The 19064-nt window shown below is 68.5% G+C and carries 10 protein-coding genes; 4 read left to right on the top strand and 6 right to left on the bottom strand.

What is annotated here, in order from left to right; translation table 11 throughout:
* Window positions 1-37: 37 nt before the first annotated feature.
* From QZ749_RS19645 to QZ749_RS19620, 6 genes are read right to left on the bottom strand one after another with little or no spacing between them, the layout of a single operon-like run.
* Window positions 38-1528, bottom strand: a complete 1491-nt coding sequence (locus QZ749_RS19645) for a PAS domain-containing sensor histidine kinase (protein WP_296950109.1) — start codon at window positions 1526-1528, stop codon at window positions 38-40.
* Window positions 1452-2960 (bottom strand): sigma-54 dependent transcriptional regulator, encoded by a 1509-nt coding sequence (locus QZ749_RS19640; RefSeq protein WP_296950108.1) that lies wholly within the window; start codon window positions 2958-2960, stop codon window positions 1452-1454. Before QZ749_RS19640 ends, QZ749_RS19645 begins: the two co-directional genes overlap by 77 nt.
* 24 nt (window positions 2961-2984) lie before the next feature.
* A complete protein-coding gene (locus QZ749_RS19635) occupies window positions 2985-4178 on the bottom strand; it encodes an ABC transporter permease (protein ID WP_296950106.1) in 1194 nt (397 codons plus the stop codon).
* Window positions 4178-5419 carry an ABC transporter permease gene (locus QZ749_RS19630; RefSeq protein ID WP_296950104.1) on the bottom strand — a complete coding sequence of 414 codons (1242 nt, stop codon included), beginning with the start codon at window positions 5417-5419 and terminating at the stop codon, window positions 4178-4180. Before QZ749_RS19630 ends, QZ749_RS19635 begins: the two co-directional genes overlap by 1 nt.
* A 10-nt stretch (window positions 5420-5429) precedes the next feature.
* A complete protein-coding gene (locus QZ749_RS19625) occupies window positions 5430-6092 on the bottom strand; it encodes an ABC transporter ATP-binding protein (protein ID WP_296950102.1) in 663 nt (220 codons plus the stop codon).
* A 19-nt stretch (window positions 6093-6111) separates the two neighbouring features.
* On the bottom strand, window positions 6112-7359 hold the full coding sequence (locus QZ749_RS19620) for an efflux RND transporter periplasmic adaptor subunit (RefSeq protein ID WP_296950100.1): 1248 nt from the start codon (window positions 7357-7359) through the stop codon (window positions 6112-6114).
* A 196-nt stretch (window positions 7360-7555) separates the two neighbouring features.
* On the opposite strand from QZ749_RS19620, the gene pnuC reads away from it, so the two are divergent.
* The 4 genes from pnuC (at window position 7556) to QZ749_RS19600 (ending at window position 19061) form a co-directional block, all read left to right on the top strand.
* Entirely contained in the window at window positions 7556-8152 is a 597-nt protein-coding gene (pnuC, locus tag QZ749_RS19615) for a nicotinamide riboside transporter PnuC (protein WP_296950098.1), read from the top strand.
* A complete protein-coding gene (locus QZ749_RS19610) occupies window positions 8152-8694 on the top strand; it encodes an ATP-binding protein (RefSeq protein ID WP_296950097.1) in 543 nt (180 codons plus the stop codon). Before pnuC ends, QZ749_RS19610 begins: the two co-directional genes overlap by 1 nt.
* Before the next feature lie 222 nt (window positions 8695-8916).
* Window positions 8917-17943, top strand: coding sequence for a SwmB domain-containing protein (locus QZ749_RS19605; RefSeq protein WP_296950096.1), 9027 nt, complete (start codon window positions 8917-8919; stop codon window positions 17941-17943).
* Window positions 17944-18083: 140 nt separating this feature from the next.
* On the top strand, window positions 18084-19061 hold the full coding sequence (locus QZ749_RS19600; protein ID WP_296950094.1) for an IS1595 family transposase: 978 nt from the start codon (window positions 18084-18086) through the stop codon (window positions 19059-19061).
* Window positions 19062-19064 lie beyond the last annotated feature (3 nt).

Here is a 19064-nt window from a genome sequence, read left to right as displayed (position 1 = left end):
CGACACCAGTATAGCGAGGCGTACGTACGAGAAAATCTCACATTGTCACGGCAGCGGGAAACCAGATGTCGAAGCGCGTCTCCCCATCGTCCCCGGGCGCCAGCGCGTACGCGCAGCCGTGCCGCACCAGCACCTCGCGCACGAACATCAGCCCGATCCCCTGGCCGCCCTTGCGGGTCGTGTAGAAGGGCGTGAACAGGCGCCGCGCGGCGGCCGCGTCGAGCTGGCCGCCGGAGTCGATCACCGACAGCCGCACCCGTCCGCGGTCGTCGCGGCCGGCCAGCTCGATGCGGATGGCGCCGCCGCGCGTGCCGTCGGCGGCGTTGCGCGCGTCGATCGCCTCGATCGCGTTCTTGACGATGTTCAGCAGCGCCTGCTCGATCAGCTGGACGTCGAGCGCCAGCGGCGCCACGTCGTCGCAGCGCGACCAGGCGAGCCGGATGCCGCGCCCGGCGCACTGGTCCCGGTTCAGCCACAGGATGTCGTCCATCACCGCGCGCAGGCTGGCCGGACGCAGTTCCGGCGCCGGCATCTTGACCACCGTCGTGAAGCGCTCGATGAATTCGCCCAGGCTGACGTTGCGGCGCTTGACGGCGACGATGGCCGTGGCGAAGTCGCCGGCGTCGCGCTCGGCCAGCTGGCTGCGGTAGGTCAGCAGCGAATCGAGCACCGAACGGGTAGCGGCCACCGTGTTGTTCACCTCGTGGGCCAGCACGCGGATCAGGCGCGCATAGGTGGCCCGCTCCGAATCCTCGAGTTCCGCCGTCAGTTCCTCGATCATCAGGAAGTCGCGCGCGAAGCCGCGGTCGAAGAAGCGGCCGCGCTGGGCGCGGTAGCGCCGGCCCCCGGTGTCGGTCAGCAGCCGGCTCTCGCCCGGCGCCAGCGCGTCGAGCTGGGCCACCAGTTCGCGGCTGCGCTCGCGCGCCCGGGCGTCCAGCGCGGGGTCGAAGCCGCCGCTGCCGGCGGCCCATGCCGCCAGCGGGCGGCCGAGCGGCGCCTCCAGGCCCAGCAGGCGCGCGGCGCCGGCGTTGAGCAGGCTGATGGCGCCGTCGAAGTCGAACACCAGCACCGCGTGCGGCGTGGCTTCCAGCAGGCGGTCGAGGAAGCCCTGCTGCTCGCCGATGGCCAGGCGCTCGCGGTGCAGCGCGGCCAGCATGGCGTTGAAGGTGTCGACCAGGCCATCCAGTTCGCCCAGGCGCGGCGCCGCCAGGCGGCTGGCGTACTGCTGGTCCTGCAGCAGGTCGTGGAAGCGCTGCGTGTAGTCGAGCGGCGCCAGGGCCTGGCGCAGCAGGCGCCAGCCCAGCGCCAGGCTGGCCAGCAGCAGTGTCTCGGCGCCGACGAACCAGGCCGGATGGTCGGGCAGCAGCAGGGCGGCGCAGCCGAACAGCGGCAGGTGCAGCGCCGCCAGGTAGGCGGCGAGGCGGTGGCGCAGCGTCATGCGGGCGGCCGGCTCATGCGCCGCGGCCCTCGCCACGCCCGCCGCCCCGGTCATCGCCCCGGTCATCGCCCCGGTCATCGCTGCGGTCATCGCCGCGCGCTTCGCTCCGGTCCTCGCCACCGTCCAGGCCGTGGCGTTCCAGGCGCCGGTACAACGCGGCGCGCGACAGGCCGAGGGCCCTGGCCACGCGCGAGATATTGCGGTCGTGCTGCTGCAGCGCCTGTTCGATCATGTGGCGCTCGACCTGTTCCAGCGTCATGCCGTCCACGCCGAGCCGGCCGCCGTGCGCGCCCTCGTCGACGGCGCTGGTGGCCTGGAAGTCGGCCTGGGTCAGGCGCGCCGAGCCGGCCAGCAGCAGGGTGCGCTCGACCGTCTGCTTGAGCTGCCGGATATTGCCCGGCCAGGGCTGCGCCGCCAGCCAGTCCAGCGCCGGCGGCGCCAGCGCGACGTCCTCCAGGCCGTAGCCCTCGGCGACCCTGGCCGCGATGTGGCGCGCCAGCAGCGGGATGTCGCTGCGCCGCTCGCGCAGCGGCGGCATGCGGATCGTGATCAGGTTCAGCCGGTAGAACAGGTCTTCGCGGAACTCGCCGGCGGCCACCAGTTCGGCCAGCTCGCGGTTGGTCGCCGACACCACGCGCACGTCGGCCTGCAGGCTGGCGCTGGCGCCGACGGGCTGGTAGCGCTGGTCCTGCAGCACGCGCAGCAGCTTGACCTGGTCGCCGCGGTTGAGTTCCCCGATCTCGTCGAGGAACAGGGTGCCGCCGTCGGCGCTGCCGATGTGGCCCTTGCGGTCGCTTTTCGCGTCGGTGAAGGCGCCGCGCACGTGGCCGAACATCTCGCTCTCGAACAGCGACGAGGCGATCGCTCCCATGTTGATCTTGACGATGGGACGGGCGGCGCGCGGGCTGTTGCGGTGGATGGCGTCGGCCACCAGCTCCTTGCCGGTGCCGCTCTCGCCCAGGATCAGCACCGGCGCGCGGGTGCGCGCCACCTGGCCGACCGTTTCCAGCACCTTCAGCAGTTTCGGGTGCTCGCCGACGATGGCGCCGAAGTCGAAGCGCGCGTCGAGCGCGGCGCGGGCCTGGCGCGGCGCCGGCGCGGCCCCCGCATCGGCGCCGTCGCCGTCGCCCGGGGGCGCCAGTTGCAGCGTGGCCTCGATCAGCTCGACCAGCCGCGCATTGTCCCAGGGCTTGGTGAAGAAGTTGGCGGCGCCGGCCTGGATGCCGCGGACCGCCAGCGCGATCGAGCCCCAGGCCGTCATCAGGAGCACCGGCAGGCCGGGATGCGCCGCCTTGATGCGGGCCAGCAGGGCGAGGCCTTCCTCGCCGCTGGTCTGCAGCGAGAAGTTCATGTCCTGCAGCACCAGGTCGAAGGGCCCGGCCGCCAGCTGCGCCAGCGCGGCCTGCGGGTCGTCGGCGCAGGCGGCGTCGAAGCCGGCCTGCTTGAGCAGCAGGGCCAGCGAGACCTGCACCGCGCCGTCGTCGTCGACGACGAGGATGCGCCGCCTGCGTTGTGATTCCATGTGATGCATCCGCTTCCGTTCCCGTTACTCGTAGTGCAGCGCTTGCGTGGGACTGAGGCGGCTCGCGCGCCAGCCCGGGTACAGCGAGCAAAGCAAGGATAGCAGATAGATCACGGCCATCGACAGCCCCGCCGCGGCCAGGAACACGCTCCAGTCCAGGCTCGCGCCCAGCGCGCCGGTGAGCGGCAGCTGCACCAGCAGCAGCAGGCCGAGCGCCATCGCGAAGGAGCTGAGCAGCATCTGCTCGGCCACGATCTGGCGGTAGATGTCGCCGGCACGCGCGCCGATCGCGCGGCGCAGGCCGATCTCGGGGATGCGCTGGGTGGTGTTCTGCCACAGCACGCCGAACAGGCCGAACGCCACCATCAGCAGCACGAAGCCGGCGATCACCGTGACGACCGCGAGCGGCACGAGCTGTTCCTTCATCTGCGTGGCGCGCAGCGCCGCCAGCGGCGCGATCTCGTAGGTCCAGTCGTTGCGCACCAGCTTCAGGCGCGCGTTCAGCGCCGCCTCGAAGGCGCGCGGGGTGCCGGGCGCGACGCGCAGCAGGATCGTGCGCACGCGCGACTTGCCGGTGAGCGGCGCGAAGCGCGTCATGATGAAGTTCGTCGGCGTCATGAACGGCCCCTTGTTGCGGAACTCGTCGACGATGCCGACCACCCGCAGCGTGTGCGTGACGCCACCGTCGCGCCGCGATACCTGCTTGCCGAGGGCGTCCTGGCCGGGAAACAGGGCCGCCGCCAGGCGTCGGTTCAGGACCACGGGCGCCACGGCGGCCCCCTCGTCCTCGGCGCCGAACCAGCGTCCGCGCAGCAGCGGCATGCCGAGCGCGCCCGCCACGCCGTCGCTCGCCTCGAACAGATTGGTCGCCACGCTGGCTTGCGTCTGCGAGGACGTGTAATTGGTCGTCCAGGTCGCGTTTGTGTACGGGGCATAGGCGGCGAACCCGACCTCGCGCACCTGCGGCAGTTCCAGCAGCGCGCGGCGCAGCGTGGCGTAGATGTCGGCGGGGATGGCCTCGTCGCCGCCGTCGGTGCGCAGCGTGACCGACCAGGCGTCGGCGCCGTCGAAGCCGACCGGCTCGCGGTACAGCTGCAGGTAGCGCAGCGCGAAGGCGGCGATGCCGAACACGATGGCGAAGGCGAGCAGGATCTCGAGGCTCAGCATCAGGTTCCTGGTCTTGCGCTTCCAGGTCAGGGTCAACAGGTGGCGCAGCATCAGGCATTTCCTTTCAGGGCATGGACGGGATCGAGGCGCGACATCTTCCAGGCGGGCACGAGGCCGGACAGCAGGCCGAACACGAAGGCCAGCAACAGGCCCCAGCCGAACACCGCCAGGTCGACGTCGACGTCGAGGTAGGGGATCAGGCGCGATCGTTCGAGCAGCCACAGCGCGCCCTGCGTGCAGGCCAGGCCGAGCAGGCCGCCGGCCAGGCACAGCAGGATGTTCTCGATCACCAGCTGGCCGGCGAGCTGCACGCCGGTGGCGCCGAAGGCCTTGCGCACGCCGATCTCGGTGCTGCGCTCGAGCGTGCGGCCCATGTTCAGGTTGACCAGGTTCAGCGCCGGCAGCAGCATGAACAGCAGCATGGCGACGGCAATCGAGGCCAGCAGCTCGCCGGCGCCCGAATCGGGCCGGTGATGGTTGCCGAGCAGTTCGCGCGCGAACAGGTCGATCTTGCTGTCGGCCCAGAACCGGGTGATCTTCCAGGTGGCCGGGTCGTCGCTGACGAAATTCTGGCCGATGCGCGCGACCTCGCGCCGGATGCGCGGCAGGTCGGCGGCATCCTTCGCCAGCAGCATGGCGGAGAAGTTGCCCGTTTCCTCGCTGAGGTAGTTACTCGAGGGAAAAGTCGCGACCGGCGCCCAGATGTCGGCGTAGGCGTTCATGTGCAGCACGTCGGCCACCACGCCGATCACGGTGAACGCCTGGCCGCCCACGACGATGCGCCGGCCCGGCGCCGCGCCGTCGCCGAACAGGCGGCGCGCCGTGGTCGCGTTGAGCACCGCCACCATGCGGCCGGCGCGTTCGTCGTCCACGCCGGGCAGGCGGCCGGCGAGGAGCTTGAAGTCGAGGATATGCCAGTAGTCGGCGTCGACGCGGCGCATGTCCACCTCGCTCACCCTCCCGTCCTGGTAGACCGATACCTTGGACGCGATGGTGAAGGCGGACACCCGTTCGATGCCGGGGATCGTCTTGAAATACCGGTCGATGGTCTTCCAGCCGGGATGCGTGGTGCGCGTCGCGCTGCCGTCGGCGCTTTCGCTGTACATCGAGTAGACCTGCAGCATGCGCTCGCTCCGGCCTTCCACGCCCTTCGGCCAGAACGCGGTTTCCAGCAGGGCGCTGACGACCATCAGCACCACCAGCGTCAGCACGATGCACGCCAGGTTGATGGCCGTGAACAGCTTGCGGCGCATGAACACCTTCCAGGCCGTCAGCAGGTAATTCCTCAGCATGGCATCCTCCTCACGCGACCAGCTGGCCGTCGAACACGCGCACGATGCGGTCGGCGCGGCGCGCTTCCTGCTCGTCGTGGGTCACCATCACGACGGTGGTGCCTTCCTCGTTCAGCTTGAGCAGGATGTCCATGACCTCGGCGCCCATGCGGCTGTCCAGGTTGCCGGTGGGCTCGTCGGCCAGCAGCACCTGCGGCTGCCCGACGATGGCGCGCGCGATCGCCACGCGCTGCTGCTGGCCGCCCGACAGCTGGTTCGGGTAGTGGTCCAGGCGCGCGCCCAGGCCCACCTTTTCCAGCGCCGCCTGCGCCAGGCCGCGGCGCTCGGCGCCTTTCACGCTGCGGTAGAGCAGGGGCAGTTCGACGTTGTCGATCACGCGCAGGTCCGGGATCAGGTGGAAGCGCTGGAAGATGAAGCCGAAGGTGCGGTTGCGCAGCCTGGCCAGCTGGCGGTCGGCGTAGCGCTTGAGCGGCGTGCCGCCGATCTCGATGGTGCCCTGGCCCGGCCGGTCCAGCAGGCCGATCAGGTTGAGCAGGGTGCTCTTGCCGCAGCCGCTCGGGCCCATCATGGCGACGAATTCGCCCTGCCGCACGTGCAGGTCGATGTCCTTCAGCGCCAGCGTCTCGACCTTGTCGGTGCGGTAGGTCTTGCTGACTTTGTCCAGTCTGATCATGGTTGTCCTCTCGTTGGAATCAGGGGGAGATGCGGATGTCGTCCAGGTCCTTGAAGGCCTCGGTGCCGGCGACGACGAAGCGTTCGCCCGCGCGCCCCCCGGCCACCACCTCGACCACCTTGCCGTCGCTGGCGCCCAGGTCCAGCGTGGTCCGCACGGCGTGGCCGTCGCGCACCGCGAAGGCCGGCTGGCGTCCCATGCCGTTGAAGGCGGGGCCGCCGTCGATCACCAGGACATCGGCGCGGCGCGCGGTGACGACGCTGACGTCGACCCGCATCTTGTTGCGCAGGTGCGCATTGCGCGGCTGGTCCAGGTCGACCAGCAGCTTGATGGAACCGTTCTGGATCTCGGGCAGGATGGTGCGGACCCTGCCGTCCACGGCGTCGCCGTTCTGGGTCACGCGCACCGGCTGGCCGGGCGCCAGCTGGCGCGCGTGGAAGTCCGACAGCGTGGCCTCGACGCGCCAGTTGTCCAGTTCCGAGACGCGCGCGACGAGCTGGCCGGCGGCGACGCTGGCGCCTTCTTCCTCGACCAGCGTGGTCAGCATGCCGGAAAAGGGCGCCACGACCTTCGTCTGCGCCAGCAGCCGTTCCTGCTGGGCGATCTGCTTCTGCAGGATGTCCTTCTGCAGGTTGGCGGCGGCGATGCTGCTGGCGGTGCTGCGCCGCGTGTCTTCCACCAGCTCGCGCTGCTGGCGCAGCTGGATCTCGTTGCGCCGCACGTTCAGTTCGGCCGTGAGCAGGTCTTCGCCCGACACCAGGCCGCTGCTGCGCAGCTTCTGGTTGCGCTCGTGGCGCGCGCGCGCCGACTGCAGGTCGATTTCCAGCAGCTCGATGGCGCTCCTGGTCTGCTTGAGCTTCTGGTCGCGCTCCAGCGCCAGGCCGACGATGCGGTTTTCCTGCTGCGCCAGTTGCTCCTGGAGCGCGTCGAGCGCCAGGCGGATGTCGCGGTCGTCCAGTTCCAGCAGCACGTCGCCCTGCGCGACCCGCTGTCCCGGCTTGGCGTGCACGCGCGCCACGCGGCTGGCGCCGGGACTGGTGACGACTTCCTCGTGCACGGGAATGACGACGCCGGCTGCCTCGATCGTGTTGTCGACGCTGCCGCGCCGCACTTCGGCGATGACGAGGTCGGCGGCGGCCACGCTGGGCCGCACCAGGCGGTTGATGCCCCACAGCGCGGCGCCCAGGCAGGCGAGCAGCAGGGCGCCGGCGGCCAGGCGGAGGTGGCGGCGGCGGCGCAGGATGTCGAGGGAAATGGCTTGGTCCATGATGCGCGACGAAATGACGATGACGGGGGTATTGCAAGCGCCGTGCCAGCCCCATCCTCCCAGTGGGATGCCCGCATGCGGGGCCGGCGCGGTGCCCGCTGGCGGGCAGCACTGTCCGGAACCGGACAGGGGGGCGGCTTGCATAAACCCGGTACTGCTCGGATAATCGCCGGCTGACCTCGACCCCGGACCCGCAATGAACGACCCCATCGACCTCGCCGGCTTTTCCACGACCCTGCTGGAACTGTTCTCCTTCGCGCTGTCGATCGCGACGGTCGTGCTGAACATCCGCCGCAACCACTGGGCCTGGCTGTTCGCGATCGTCTCGTCCGCCATGTATGCGTTCGTGTTCGTCGAGGCGCGCCTGTACGGCGATGCCGGCCTGCAGGGCGTGTTCATCGCGACGGCGGGCTGGGGCTGGTTCCAGTGGCGGCGCGGCGGCGACGGCGCGCCGCTGGCGGTCACGCGCCTGGAGCGCGGCGCGCTGGCTTGGTCGCTGGCGGGGTGGGCGGCCGGCTTCGTGCTGCTGTCGTCCTTCCTGAAGCACTTCACCGATACCGACGTGCCGCACCTGGACGGCTTCCTGACCGCGGGCAGCCTGCTCGGCACGCTGCTCACGGCGCGCAAGAAGGTCGAGAACTGGCACGTCTGGATCCTGGTCGACATCGTCTACGTCGGCCTGTACCTGCACAAGTCGCTGTACCTGACGGCCGTGCTGTACGGTCTGTTCGTGGTCCTGGCCGTGCTCGGCCTGCGCGCCTGGAGCGCGGCGGCGCGCGCGGGAGCGCGCTGATGGCGGCCGGTGCGGGAACGGCGGCCGCGCGCATCGCCATCCTGGGCGCGGAATCGACCGGCAAGTCGACGCTGGCGCAGGCGCTGGCCGCGCGCCTGGGCACCGTGTGGGTGCCGGAATACCTGCGCGAGTTCGTCGACACGCACGGCCGCGTGCCGCGCGAGGACGACCAGCTCGGCATCGCGCGCACCCAGCGCGAACGCGAGCGGCTGCTGCTGCCGCGCGCCCGCCGCGTCCTGATCTGCGACACCACGCCGCTGATGACGGCCGTGTACAGCCGCATCTACTGGGGCCGCGTGCCGGACGCGCTGCTGGCGCTGGAGGCGGCGCACGACTATGCGCTGACCTTCGTGGCGGGGACCGACGTGCCCTGGGTGCCGGATGGATTGATGCGCGAGTCCGAGGCAGTACGGCAGCGTGTGCACGAGCAGTTGCTGGCGGTACTGGTGCAGCGCGGCATTCCTTTTGTGCTGCTGACAGGAGAGCAGCCGGAACGGATACGCCGGGTCGAAGCGCATCTGGCAGCGGCCGGCATGACTTGAAAGGCAGCAAGTTGGCGTTCAACTACGCCGACGTCGTGAGGTAGTGGCGGAAGAAAGCGGAAAATCCGAAAAAAAGACAGATTCCGAAGATTTTTAACTCTTGGTGTTGCTGAAGAAAAGACCCGGGTTTATAGTCTATAAGTTTCTGGCTGGCAAGGCATTGTGATAACAAAATAAATATGGATGCCTTGTATTTCATTTATCGCACTTGGAGTCCACAACGTGTCCGTTTCCAATTCCGCCGCATCCCTCGATAGCGCTGTCGCCAAGAACGAGATCGTCTTCATCGACAGTTCCCTTCCCGACTTCGCGCAGCTGGTGGCCGCCGTCAAGGCTGGCACCGACGTCGTCCTGCTCGATGCGTCCCAGGATGGCCTGCAGCAGATCGCGCAGGTGCTGGCGGGGCGCAGCGGCGTCGACGCCATCCACGTCCTGAGCCACGGCAGCGCCGGCGCGCTCGACCTGGGCAACGCCCACGTCACGCTCGACAACCTGAGCGCCTACGGCGACGCGCTCGGCACCATCCGCGCCGCGCTGGCCGCCGATGCCGACGTGCTGCTGTACGGCTGCGACGTGGCGCAGGGCGCGCAGGGCCAGTCCTTCATCGCGGCGCTGGCCGCGGCGACCGGGGCGGACGTGGCCGCGTCGACCGACCTGACCGGCAGCGCGCTGCTGGGCGGCGATTGGACGCTGGAAGCGGCGGTTGGCCATGTCCAGACGGCGGCGCTGGGCAGCGACGGCGCGCTGGCGGCGTACGCGGGCACGCTGGGCATGCCGGCGACCGGGACAACCATCGATTTCAACACGCCCGACTATACCGACATGGGGGCGACGGTCACCGACGGCGAGTTCGGATCGGACGACGTCGCGGGACTGGTCATCCAGATGTATCGCGGCGACATGAACGGACAGCCGACCGGGTATCACCTGAGTTATATCGATTCGGGAAGCAACGGCGGCGTGTATGGCAACTACAAGACCTACACGAGCAATCCGAACAACACCGACCCCGACCTGGATCCCGACGGTGGCGACGGCTCCTTCGTCATCAAGGAACGCGACGGGAAAGAGTTCGGGTTCACCCAGATATTGTTGGGCGACTACGGCGCCGAGGCTGCCACGGAGGCCCGCATTTCCGGCTACCGGGATGGCCAGCTGGTCGGCTATGTCGATGTCCCCTTCGGCCTGGTGACGAGCGCCGACCTGCCGTCGAACGTGTTTGGGAACGTGGACGAGGTACGCGTCAGCGCGGTCGATACCACCCGGGCCAACGGACACCTGTGGCTGTTCTACGACCGCATCACCATCGCGACATCGGGTACGCCGCCGAGCGACACCACCAAGCCGACCGTCGCGTCGATCGAGTATGTGACGTCCGCGACCGGCGTGACGAATGCCGACGAACTGGTGTACAAGGTGACGTTCAGCGAAACGGTGCAGAATGTCGATGCGACTGATTTCACGGTCACCGGCCCCACCGGCAGCAGCCTCGCCGTGACGCCCGTGGACGGCAGTACCTACACCGTCAAGGTTTCCGGCGGCAACCTGGCAGGCTACAATGGCGCGGTGACGCTGGGGTTCGCCGGTAACCAGGACATTGCCGACAGCGCCAGCAACACACTCGACCTGACCAATCCCCCCGCGATCAACCAGATCACCTACACCCTCGACAACAATGCGCCGACCGTCGCGTCGATCGTGCGCAACGCCGCCGCCGCCACCAATGCCGACAGCCTGACCTGGACCGTCACGTTCAGCGAGTCGGTGGACAATCTCGACGCGAGCGACTTCAGCGTGAGCGGCACCACAGCGACCGTCACGAACGTGACCGGTTCCGGCACCACCTACCAGGTGACCGTGTCCGGCGGCGACCTCGATTACCTGGACGGCAACGTCACGCTGGGCTTCGCCGGCGGCCAGGACATCGCCGACGGCGCCGGCAATGCGCTCGTCGCCACCACGCCGACGGGCACCAACCAGCCGGGCTATGCCCTCGACAACACCGCGCCGACCTTCGTGTCGGCCGCCGTGAACGGCGACCAGCTGGTACTGACCTACAGCGAGGCGCTGGATACGCAGAGCGTGCCGTCCTTCCTCGATTTCATGGTCAATGTGGGCAATAGCTCGGTTGGCGTTTCCAGCGTCGTCGTCGACGGCACGAAGGTAACGCTGACGCTGGGCGCCGCCGTGCTGCCCGGCCAGTCGGTCGCCGTCGCGTACAACGATCCGAACAGCGGCGGCGTCGGCGCGCCTATCCAGGATGCCGTGGGCAACGATGCGCAGGTCCTGTTGCCGACCGCCGTCACCAACAACACGCCTGCCTCGAACCACGCGCCCACGATCGCCGACTACATCTCGACCAGCGTGCGCACCGGCACGGCGTCGGCGCTGCCCGACTACAAGGTCGCCGATGTGGACGGCGACAACCTCACGGTCACGCTGACGGCCACGAACGGCACCATCGACGGCCTGGTCGATGCCGACGGCAACCCCGCCAACGGCATCCAGCTGCAGGGCTCGGCCGCCGTCATCAATGCGGCGCTGGCGGATGCGACCTTCACGGCGACGAACAACGGCACCGCGTCGGTCAGCATCAGCGTTACCGACGGCAAGGTCGGCAGCCCGGTGACGGCGACGTCGTACCTGGCGGCGACGTCGCCGGAACCGTCGATTTCCGGCGGCGCGGTCGCCGGGACGCAGCAACAGACCAGTGACCGCACCTCCGTAGTGACCGGCGCCGACGGCAATCTCTACATGGCGATGTCGGGTTCTGACACGACGCTGTCGGTCTTCAAGTGGAATGGCGTGGCCTGGTCCGTCGCGGCCACGCTGGATGTCGCCGCGGACATGGTCGACAGCTACACGAAGATGGGCGCCGCCGTGCCGATCGCCGTCGACCAGTACGGCAAGATCCATGCGCTGGTATCGTTGAGTCACGGCATGGGCTCGAATGTCAATATCGAGATGCTCACCTACGACGGCGGGCAGTGGACGTCGGCGCTGCTAGAGACGCTGGAGGCAACGAGTCCGAACGCGAGCATCTATAACCTCACCGGCGCCAGCGTCGTGGTCACATCCGACAATGTCGTCAATGTGTCCTATCACCGGGCCGCGGGGGCAGGCTACAACGTTGTATTCCAGGAGCAGAACTTCTTCGCCACGAACGCTACGGGCAGCTTCGTGGCCGTCGGGACGGACGGTGTCGCCGGCAGCAAGACCCTGCAGCAGGTCGCCGGGCTGGACAAGCACAGCTTCCTGATCCAGGCGGCCGCGGACGGCAACAGCCTGATCGTCAAGGACCTGCTGCCGGGACAGGCCGCCGTATCGAGTTCCCTGCCGACGGGCGACGACCTGGTGGGCGCCGCCGTCGATGCGGGCGGCGCGCTGATGGTCGTCACCGTGGATGGCGGCAATGCCATGCACTTGTGGCAGTTCAACGGCAGCACCTGGACCAGCACGCCCGTTCCCGCGCCGCAGGATGGCAGCCATTGGTATGCGCCTTACGACACGGTCGATACGTCGTTTGCCACGGGTCGCCCCGGCCTGGTGCGCGGGCTGGATGGCAAGATCTACCTGGCCGTGCAGGAGGTGGATGCAGCCAACGGTTTCTATGGCAACAAGATCCTCACGCTCGAGAATGGCGGGTGGATCGACGGCAAGGCGGACATCGACGAGTTCAACGACATGCTGTCGCCGACGTTCGCCGTCGACGCCAGCGGCAACCTCATGCTCGTCGATGGCGATGCGTCCATGGACCTGCCGTATGTGTTCGGTCACGATACGGATTTCCAGGGCTTGCCACCGTCCGACACCACGGCGCCGTCCTTCTTGTTCGCCGCAATCGACGGCGGCGCGCTGACGCTGTCGTATGACGAAGCGCTGGATGCCGCCCACCTCCCGCCTGCCAATGCCTTCGCCGTCAAGGTCGACAACGCCGCGGTGGTCGTGACCGATGTGGCCATCGGCGCCGACGGCAAGAGCGTCGTGCTGACGCTGGCCACGCCGGCGCTGGCCGGCCAGGCGGTCACGGTCGCCTACACCGATCCGTCGGGAAGCAACGACGCCAATGCGATCCAGGACGTGGCCGGCAACGATGCCGCCACGCTGCCCGTGAACGGCGTCGGCGACCTGACGCCGCCGTTCCAGGGCGTCGGCGCCCTGTTCACGTTCGACACGGCTGCCGGCGCGGGCGCGGGAACGCTGGCCGGGGTGGACATGACGACGCATCATGCGACGTACGACCACAATGCCAGCCAGGTACGCTTGAACATTGTGACGGCGGATTCCAAGGCGGAAGACTTCGCCTACTTCATGAACGGGGATACGAGTTCGCTCGCGTCCAGGAACGGTTTGTATGTCGGCTACTGGGAACCGGAAACGTCGGTGCAATACAGCCTGTCCGACTTCGGCGCGGATAGCGGCAACTACACCTTCGACCTGAAATCGCTGCGACTCTATCACGACCAGCCGGGATCGCAGACGTTCCGCATCATGGCGAGCAATGGGCAATTCCAGGACATCGTGCTCGACGCCGCGGCGCCGAATTCCTACCTGACGGCAGCGTATGCGCTCGATCCCGCCAAGTTCAGCGGCATCGCATCGTTCACGATCACGTCGTTGACGGATACGGATTCTGGAACGGCCGGGAACCAGTCGGTATATATCATCGACAACATCGTCATGGACAACATCGTCGCGATCGACACGACGGCGCCGACGCTGCAATCGGCCATCGTCGTCGGCACGTCGCTGGTGCTGACCTATGACGAAGCGCTGGACGCCGTGAACGCACCGGATGTGAGCGCGTTCACGGTGAAGGTCGGCGGCCAGGCGGTGAGCGTCACCAACGTGATGATCAATCCCCAGAACGGCACGGTGACGCTGACGCTGGCGAACGCCGTACAACCGAACCAGGTGGTGACGGTATCGTATGCCGATAATCCGAACGGCACCGGTCCGCTGCAGGATGCGGCCGGTAACGACGCCGCCCCGCTGAACAACCAGACGGTGTCCAACAATTCTGGCGACACGCTGGCGCCGACGCTGACCTCGGCCACGGTGACCGGCACGTCGCTGGTGCTGACCTACAGCGAGGCGCTGGACGTCCACGCGCCGACCGCGGGTGCGTTCACCGTCGACGTCGGCGGTACGCCGGTGGCCGTGACCAACGTGGCGCTCGATGCCAACACGGGCAAGGTGACGCTGACGCTGGCCAGCGCCGTGCAGCCGGGCCAGGCAGTGACGGTGTCGTATGCGCCGGTCAATGGCCAGGATCCGATCCAGGACACGGCCGGCAACGATGCCGCCCCGCTGGCCAACCACGCAGTGACCAACAATACGCTCGATACCGTGGCACCGACGCTGCAATCGGCCATCGTCGTCGGCACGTCGCTGGTGCTGACCTACGACGAAGCGCTGGACGCCGCAAGCGCACCGGACGTGAGCGCGTTCACGGTGAAGGTCGGCGGCCAGGCGGTGAGCGTCACCAATATGGTGATCAATGCGCAGAACGGCACGGTGACGCTGACGCTGGCGGATGCCGTGCAGCCGAATCAGATCGTGACGGTATCGTATGCCGACAATCCCAACGGCGTCGGTCCGCTACAGGATGCGGCCGGCAACGACGCTGTCCCGCTGACCGACGAAGCGGTAACCAACAATTCGCTCGACACGCTGGCGCCAACCCTGGCCTCGGCTGCCGTCAACGGCACCTCGCTGGTACTGACTTACAACGAGGCGCTGGACATCAACCAGCAGCTGTCCGCCGGCGCGTTCACGGTCAAGGTGGGCAACGCCACCGTGGCGGTGACGGGCGCCGTCGTCAACAACGACAAGACCGTGACCCTGACGCTGGCCACGGCCGTGCAGCCGGACGACGTCGTGAAGGTGTCGTACCAGGTGCCGTCGACCGGTGGCGTGGTGCAGGACGCGGCCGGTAACGACGCCGCGGCTGTGACCGATGCGACCGTGACCAACAATTCGGGCGACACGCTGGCCCCGACGCTGGCCTCGGCTGCCGTCAACGGCACGTCGCTGGTACTGACCTACAACGAGGCGCTGGACATCAGCCAGCAGCTGTCCGCCGGCGCGTTCACGGTCAAGGTGGGCAACGCCACCGTGGCGGTGACGGGCGCCGTCGTCAACAGCGACAAGACCGTGACCTTGACGCTGGCCACGGCCGTGCAGCCGAACGACGTCGTGAAGGTGTCGTACCAGGTGCCGTCGACCGGTGGCGTGGTGCAGGATGCGGCCGGGAACGATGCTGCGGCCGTGACCGATGCGGCCGTGACCAACAACTCGGGCGATACGCTGGCCCCGACGCTCCAGGCCGCCACGGCCGTCGGCACCTCGCTGGTGCTGACCTACAACGAAGCGCTGGACACGCAGAACGCACCGCTGAAGGGCGACTTCGTCGTCAAGGTAGACGGCCAGCCGGTGACGGTCGACAGCCTGAGCATCGATCCGGTGACGCATTCCGTGAAGCTGGTGCTGGCCAGTGCCGTGCAGCCGAACCAGGCGGTGACGGTGTCGTACGCCGACTCGACCAGCGGCGTGAACACGATCCAGGACGGCGCCGGCAACGATGCCGCCCCGCTGGCCAACCAGGTCGTGACCAACAATTCGCTCGACACGCTGGCCCCGACGCTGGCCTCGGCCGCCGTCAACGGCACGTCGCTGGTGCTGACCTACAACGAAGCGCTGGACATCAGCCAGCAACTGGCCGGCGGCGCGTTCACGGTCAAGGTGGGCAACGCCACCGTGGCAGTGACGGGCGCCGTCGTCAACAACGACAAGACCGTGACGCTGACGCTGGCCACGGCCGTGCAGCCTAACGACGTCGTGAAGGTGTCGTACCAGGTGCCATCGACCGGCGGCGTGGTGCAGGATGCGGCCGGCAACGATGCCGCGCCCGTGACCGACGCGACCGTGACCAACAACTCCGGCGACACGCTGGCCCCGACGCTGGCCTCGGCCGCCGTCAACGGCACCTCGCTGGTACTGACGTACAACGAGGCGCTGGACATCAGCCAGCAGCTGACCGCCGGCGCGTTCACGGTCAAGGTGGGCAACGCCACCGTGGCGGTGACGGGCGCCGTCGTCAACAACGACAAGACCGTGACCCTGACGCTGGCCACGGCCGTGCAGCCTAACGACGTCGTGAAGGTGTCGTACCAGGTGCCGTCGAGCGGTGGCGTGGTGCAGGATGCGGCCGGCAACGATGCCGCGGCCGTGACCGATGCGACCGTGACCAACAACTCGGGCGACACGCTGGCCCCGACCTTCGTGTCGGCCGCCGTCAACGGTCGCACACTGGTGATGACGTACGACGAAGCGCTGGATGCCGCGCATGCGCCGGCGGCGTCCGCGTTCGCCGTCCACGTCGGCAATGCCACCGTGGCCGTCAGCGCCGTGGTCGTCGATGCCGTCAACAAGACCGTCACGCTGACGCTGGCGTCGAGCGTGCAGAACGGCCAGTCGGTGACGGTGTCCTATACCGACCCGACGAACGGCAACGATGCCAACGCGATCCAGGATGCGGCCGGCAACGATGCCGCCAGCGTGGCCAACCGACCGGTAGCGAACAACACGCCGGTCGTTGTGACGCCGCCGGTGACGCCGCCGCCGACCGAAACCACCGTCGACGGCGTCAAGGTCGTGTCCGAGCAGGTGACGAATCCCGACGGCAGCACGTCGACCAAGTTGACCATACCGACCGTGACCGCGTCGCGCGACGAGCAGGTCGGCAATAACACGCTCGCGGACATCCCGCTGGCCCAGAACGCATCGGGCGGCAACATCCTGCTGGCGCAGCTGCCGGTCGGCTTCGGCATGACGACCTCCGGCTCGGGCATCAAGCTGGCCAGCGATTCGCTGACCGACCTGATCCGCGAGATCAAGGCCCACACGGCCGCGGGCTCGGCGGACCAGAACCAGCTCACCGGCGGCGGCACCGGCTTCCTGGGCGATCTCGCTTCCAGCACCAACCTGCTGGTGCAGACCATCGTGCCGACGGCCAACATCAATACCGCGCCGAGCCAGCCGCTGGCGATCACGGGCATCCCGTCCGCGCCGGGCAATCCGTTTACCGCGATCGTGCTCGACGCGTCCGGCCTGCCGGCCGGCACGCAGATCAAGCTCGACAACGTCGAGTTCGCGGCCCTGATCGGCGCCGTCAACGTCAGCGGGGGCGCCGGCTCGCAGAAGGTCTGGGGCGACGGTGCCAGCCAGACCATCTTCCTGGGCGAAGGTGACGACACCCTGCATGGTGGCGGCGGCGACGACATCGTCGGCAGCGCGGGAGGCAACGACCACGTGTACGGCGACGACGGCGACGACATCGTGTTCGGCGGCGAGGGCGACGACTACGTGGACGGCGGCAGCGGACACGACATCGCCCGCTACAGCGGCGCCGGCCGCGATGGCTACAGCCTGCGCGTGAAGGATGGCCACCTGGTGATCAAGGACCTGCACGGCACCGACGGCACCGATACCGTCGTCGACGTCGAGGTGCTGCGCTTCACCGGCGCCGCGGCCGACACGACGGCGCGCGGCACCGTGGCGCGCCTGATCGAGGCCGCCAGCGGCGCCAAGGCGACCGACGCCGCGATCGACCTGTGGATCGATGCGTTGGGCAAGGGCGCGCACCAGGACGACGTGGCGCGCGGCCTGCTCTCGGCCAATGGCCTGGACAAGCTGGGCAATGCCGAGTTCATCGACGCCCTGTACCACAACGTGCTGGGACGCGACGCGGATGCGGGCGGCAAGGCGGCCTGGGTCGCGGCGCTGGATTCCGGCAAGGTGGACAAGGCGGGCGCGGCGCTGATGATCGCCGATTCGGCCGAGAAGATCGCCATGGGCCAGTCGGTCGACCTGGACTTCAACCACAGCGACGTGGCCACGCTGGTGCGCATGTACGAGACGCTGTTCGCGCGCCACGCGGACGAGGGCGGCCTGAACTTCTGGATCGGCCTGCACGAGTCGGGCGCCAGCCTGACGCAGGTGGCGGACTGGTTCGTCGGCTCGAACGAAGCGACGGCCCAGTACGGCGGATTGACGGACGCCCAGTTCGTCGACGCGCTGTACCACAGCGCCTTCGACCGCGCCGGCAGCGCCGCCGAGCAGAAGTTCTGGCTCGACGGCCTGGCGTCGGGCCAGCTGGACCGTGGCGACGTGTTGCTGGGCTTTGCCGATTCGCAGGAGATGCTGACGCTGGTGGGCGCCATCAACACCAGCATCCCGACCGTCTGATCGACGGCTGTGCAGCGAACGCCGCCGGTGCTTGACAGCGCCGGCGGCGTTTTTTTTGGCGCTGTTCGCGTTAATTGTGCGAACCATCCGCTGCGCTGGCAGTCTCACCCATTGTCGAGGTAACTCATGGGGAGACAGCGATGCCGGCTCTGGCGTTCGACGACGTGCTTGCCGCGCTCGAAGCGTTACCGCTGTGCATGCAGGATCTTGCACGCCTGCGCAGTTTGCTCGCCTCCATCGCGGATCCCGGCGAATGCATCGCCCTCATCGAACAGGCCGCCGGCCGGCCACCCTGTCCCCGTTGCCACGCCACGCGCGTCCACCGCTGCGGCAGCGCCAGCGGATTGCAGCGTTATCGTTGCTGCCGCTGCGGGCGTAGCTACAACGCCTTGAGTGGCACACCGCTCGCGCGCCTGCGTCTCAAGGAGAAATGGCTGGCGTACCTGCAGTGCGTGCTCGCGTCACGCACCGTGCGCGACGCCGCAGCCGTGACGGGCGTGCACCGCACCACCAGTTTTCGCTGGCGTCACCGCTTCATTCCGGGCGCCATGCACGAACGCGCGCCGACGCTGTCGGCTATCGTCGAGGCGGACGAAACTTACCTGCTCGAATCGCAGAAGGGATCGCGCACGCTGGACCGTCCGGCGCGCAAGCGCGGCGGGGTCGCCAGGCGCCGCGGCATCAACCGCGACCATGCGTGCCTGCTGGTAGCGCGCGACCGCAGCGGACAAACGCTCGATTTCCATACCGGGCGTGGGCCGGTGACGGCGGCGCAGCTGGAGCGGTGCCTACGGCCCGTGCTGGCGCCGGATGTCCTGCTGGTCAGCGATGCGGCGCAAGCCTACAAGACCTTTGCGGCCAGGGCGGGCATCACCCACGAAGCGGTCAACCTGCGGGCGGGCATCCGGACGCGCGGCGCGATCCACCTGCAGAACGTGAATGGCTGGCACAGCCGCTTCAAGACCTGGCTGCTGCGCTTTCGCGGCGTGGCCAGCCGCTACCTGATCGACTACTCGGGCTGGCAGCGGATACTGGACGACAAACGGTTGACGACGCCGGCGCTGCTCTTGCGGGCAGCGGTCCAGTTCGGCAAGCGGCTGGACGGGAAACGCAATTAACGC

The organism is uncultured Massilia sp. (assembly GCF_913773735.1).
In the GTDB taxonomy this organism is placed as follows: Bacteria; Pseudomonadota; Gammaproteobacteria; order Burkholderiales; family Burkholderiaceae_D; genus Telluria.
The sequence above is the reverse complement of the archived record's forward strand: the minus strand, read 5'-3'. Positions and strand labels throughout refer to the sequence as shown.

What these genes read in the sequence shown, in the direction of transcription:
- QZ749_RS19645 (WP_296950109.1), bottom strand. Translation starts at nt 1,528, where the DNA reads ATGACCGCAGCGATGACCGGGGCGATGACCGGGGCGATGACCGGGGCG.
- QZ749_RS19640 (WP_296950108.1), bottom strand. Translation starts at nt 2,960, where the DNA reads ATGGAATCACAACGCAGGCGGCGCATCCTCGTCGTCGACGACGACGGC.
- QZ749_RS19635 (WP_296950106.1), bottom strand. Translation starts at nt 4,178, where the DNA reads ATGCTGCGCCACCTGTTGACCCTGACCTGGAAGCGCAAGACCAGGAAC.
- QZ749_RS19630 (WP_296950104.1), bottom strand. Translation starts at nt 5,419, where the DNA reads ATGCTGAGGAATTACCTGCTGACGGCCTGGAAGGTGTTCATGCGCCGC.
- QZ749_RS19625 (WP_296950102.1), bottom strand. Translation starts at nt 6,092, where the DNA reads ATGATCAGACTGGACAAAGTCAGCAAGACCTACCGCACCGACAAGGTC.
- QZ749_RS19620 (WP_296950100.1), bottom strand. Translation starts at nt 7,359, where the DNA reads ATGGACCAAGCCATTTCCCTCGACATCCTGCGCCGCCGCCGCCACCTC.
- pnuC (WP_296950098.1), top strand. Translation starts at nt 7,556, where the DNA reads ATGAACGACCCCATCGACCTCGCCGGCTTTTCCACGACCCTGCTGGAA.
- QZ749_RS19610 (WP_296950097.1), top strand. Translation starts at nt 8,152, where the DNA reads ATGGCGGCCGGTGCGGGAACGGCGGCCGCGCGCATCGCCATCCTGGGC.
- QZ749_RS19600 (WP_296950094.1), top strand. Translation starts at nt 18,084, where the DNA reads ATGCCGGCTCTGGCGTTCGACGACGTGCTTGCCGCGCTCGAAGCGTTA.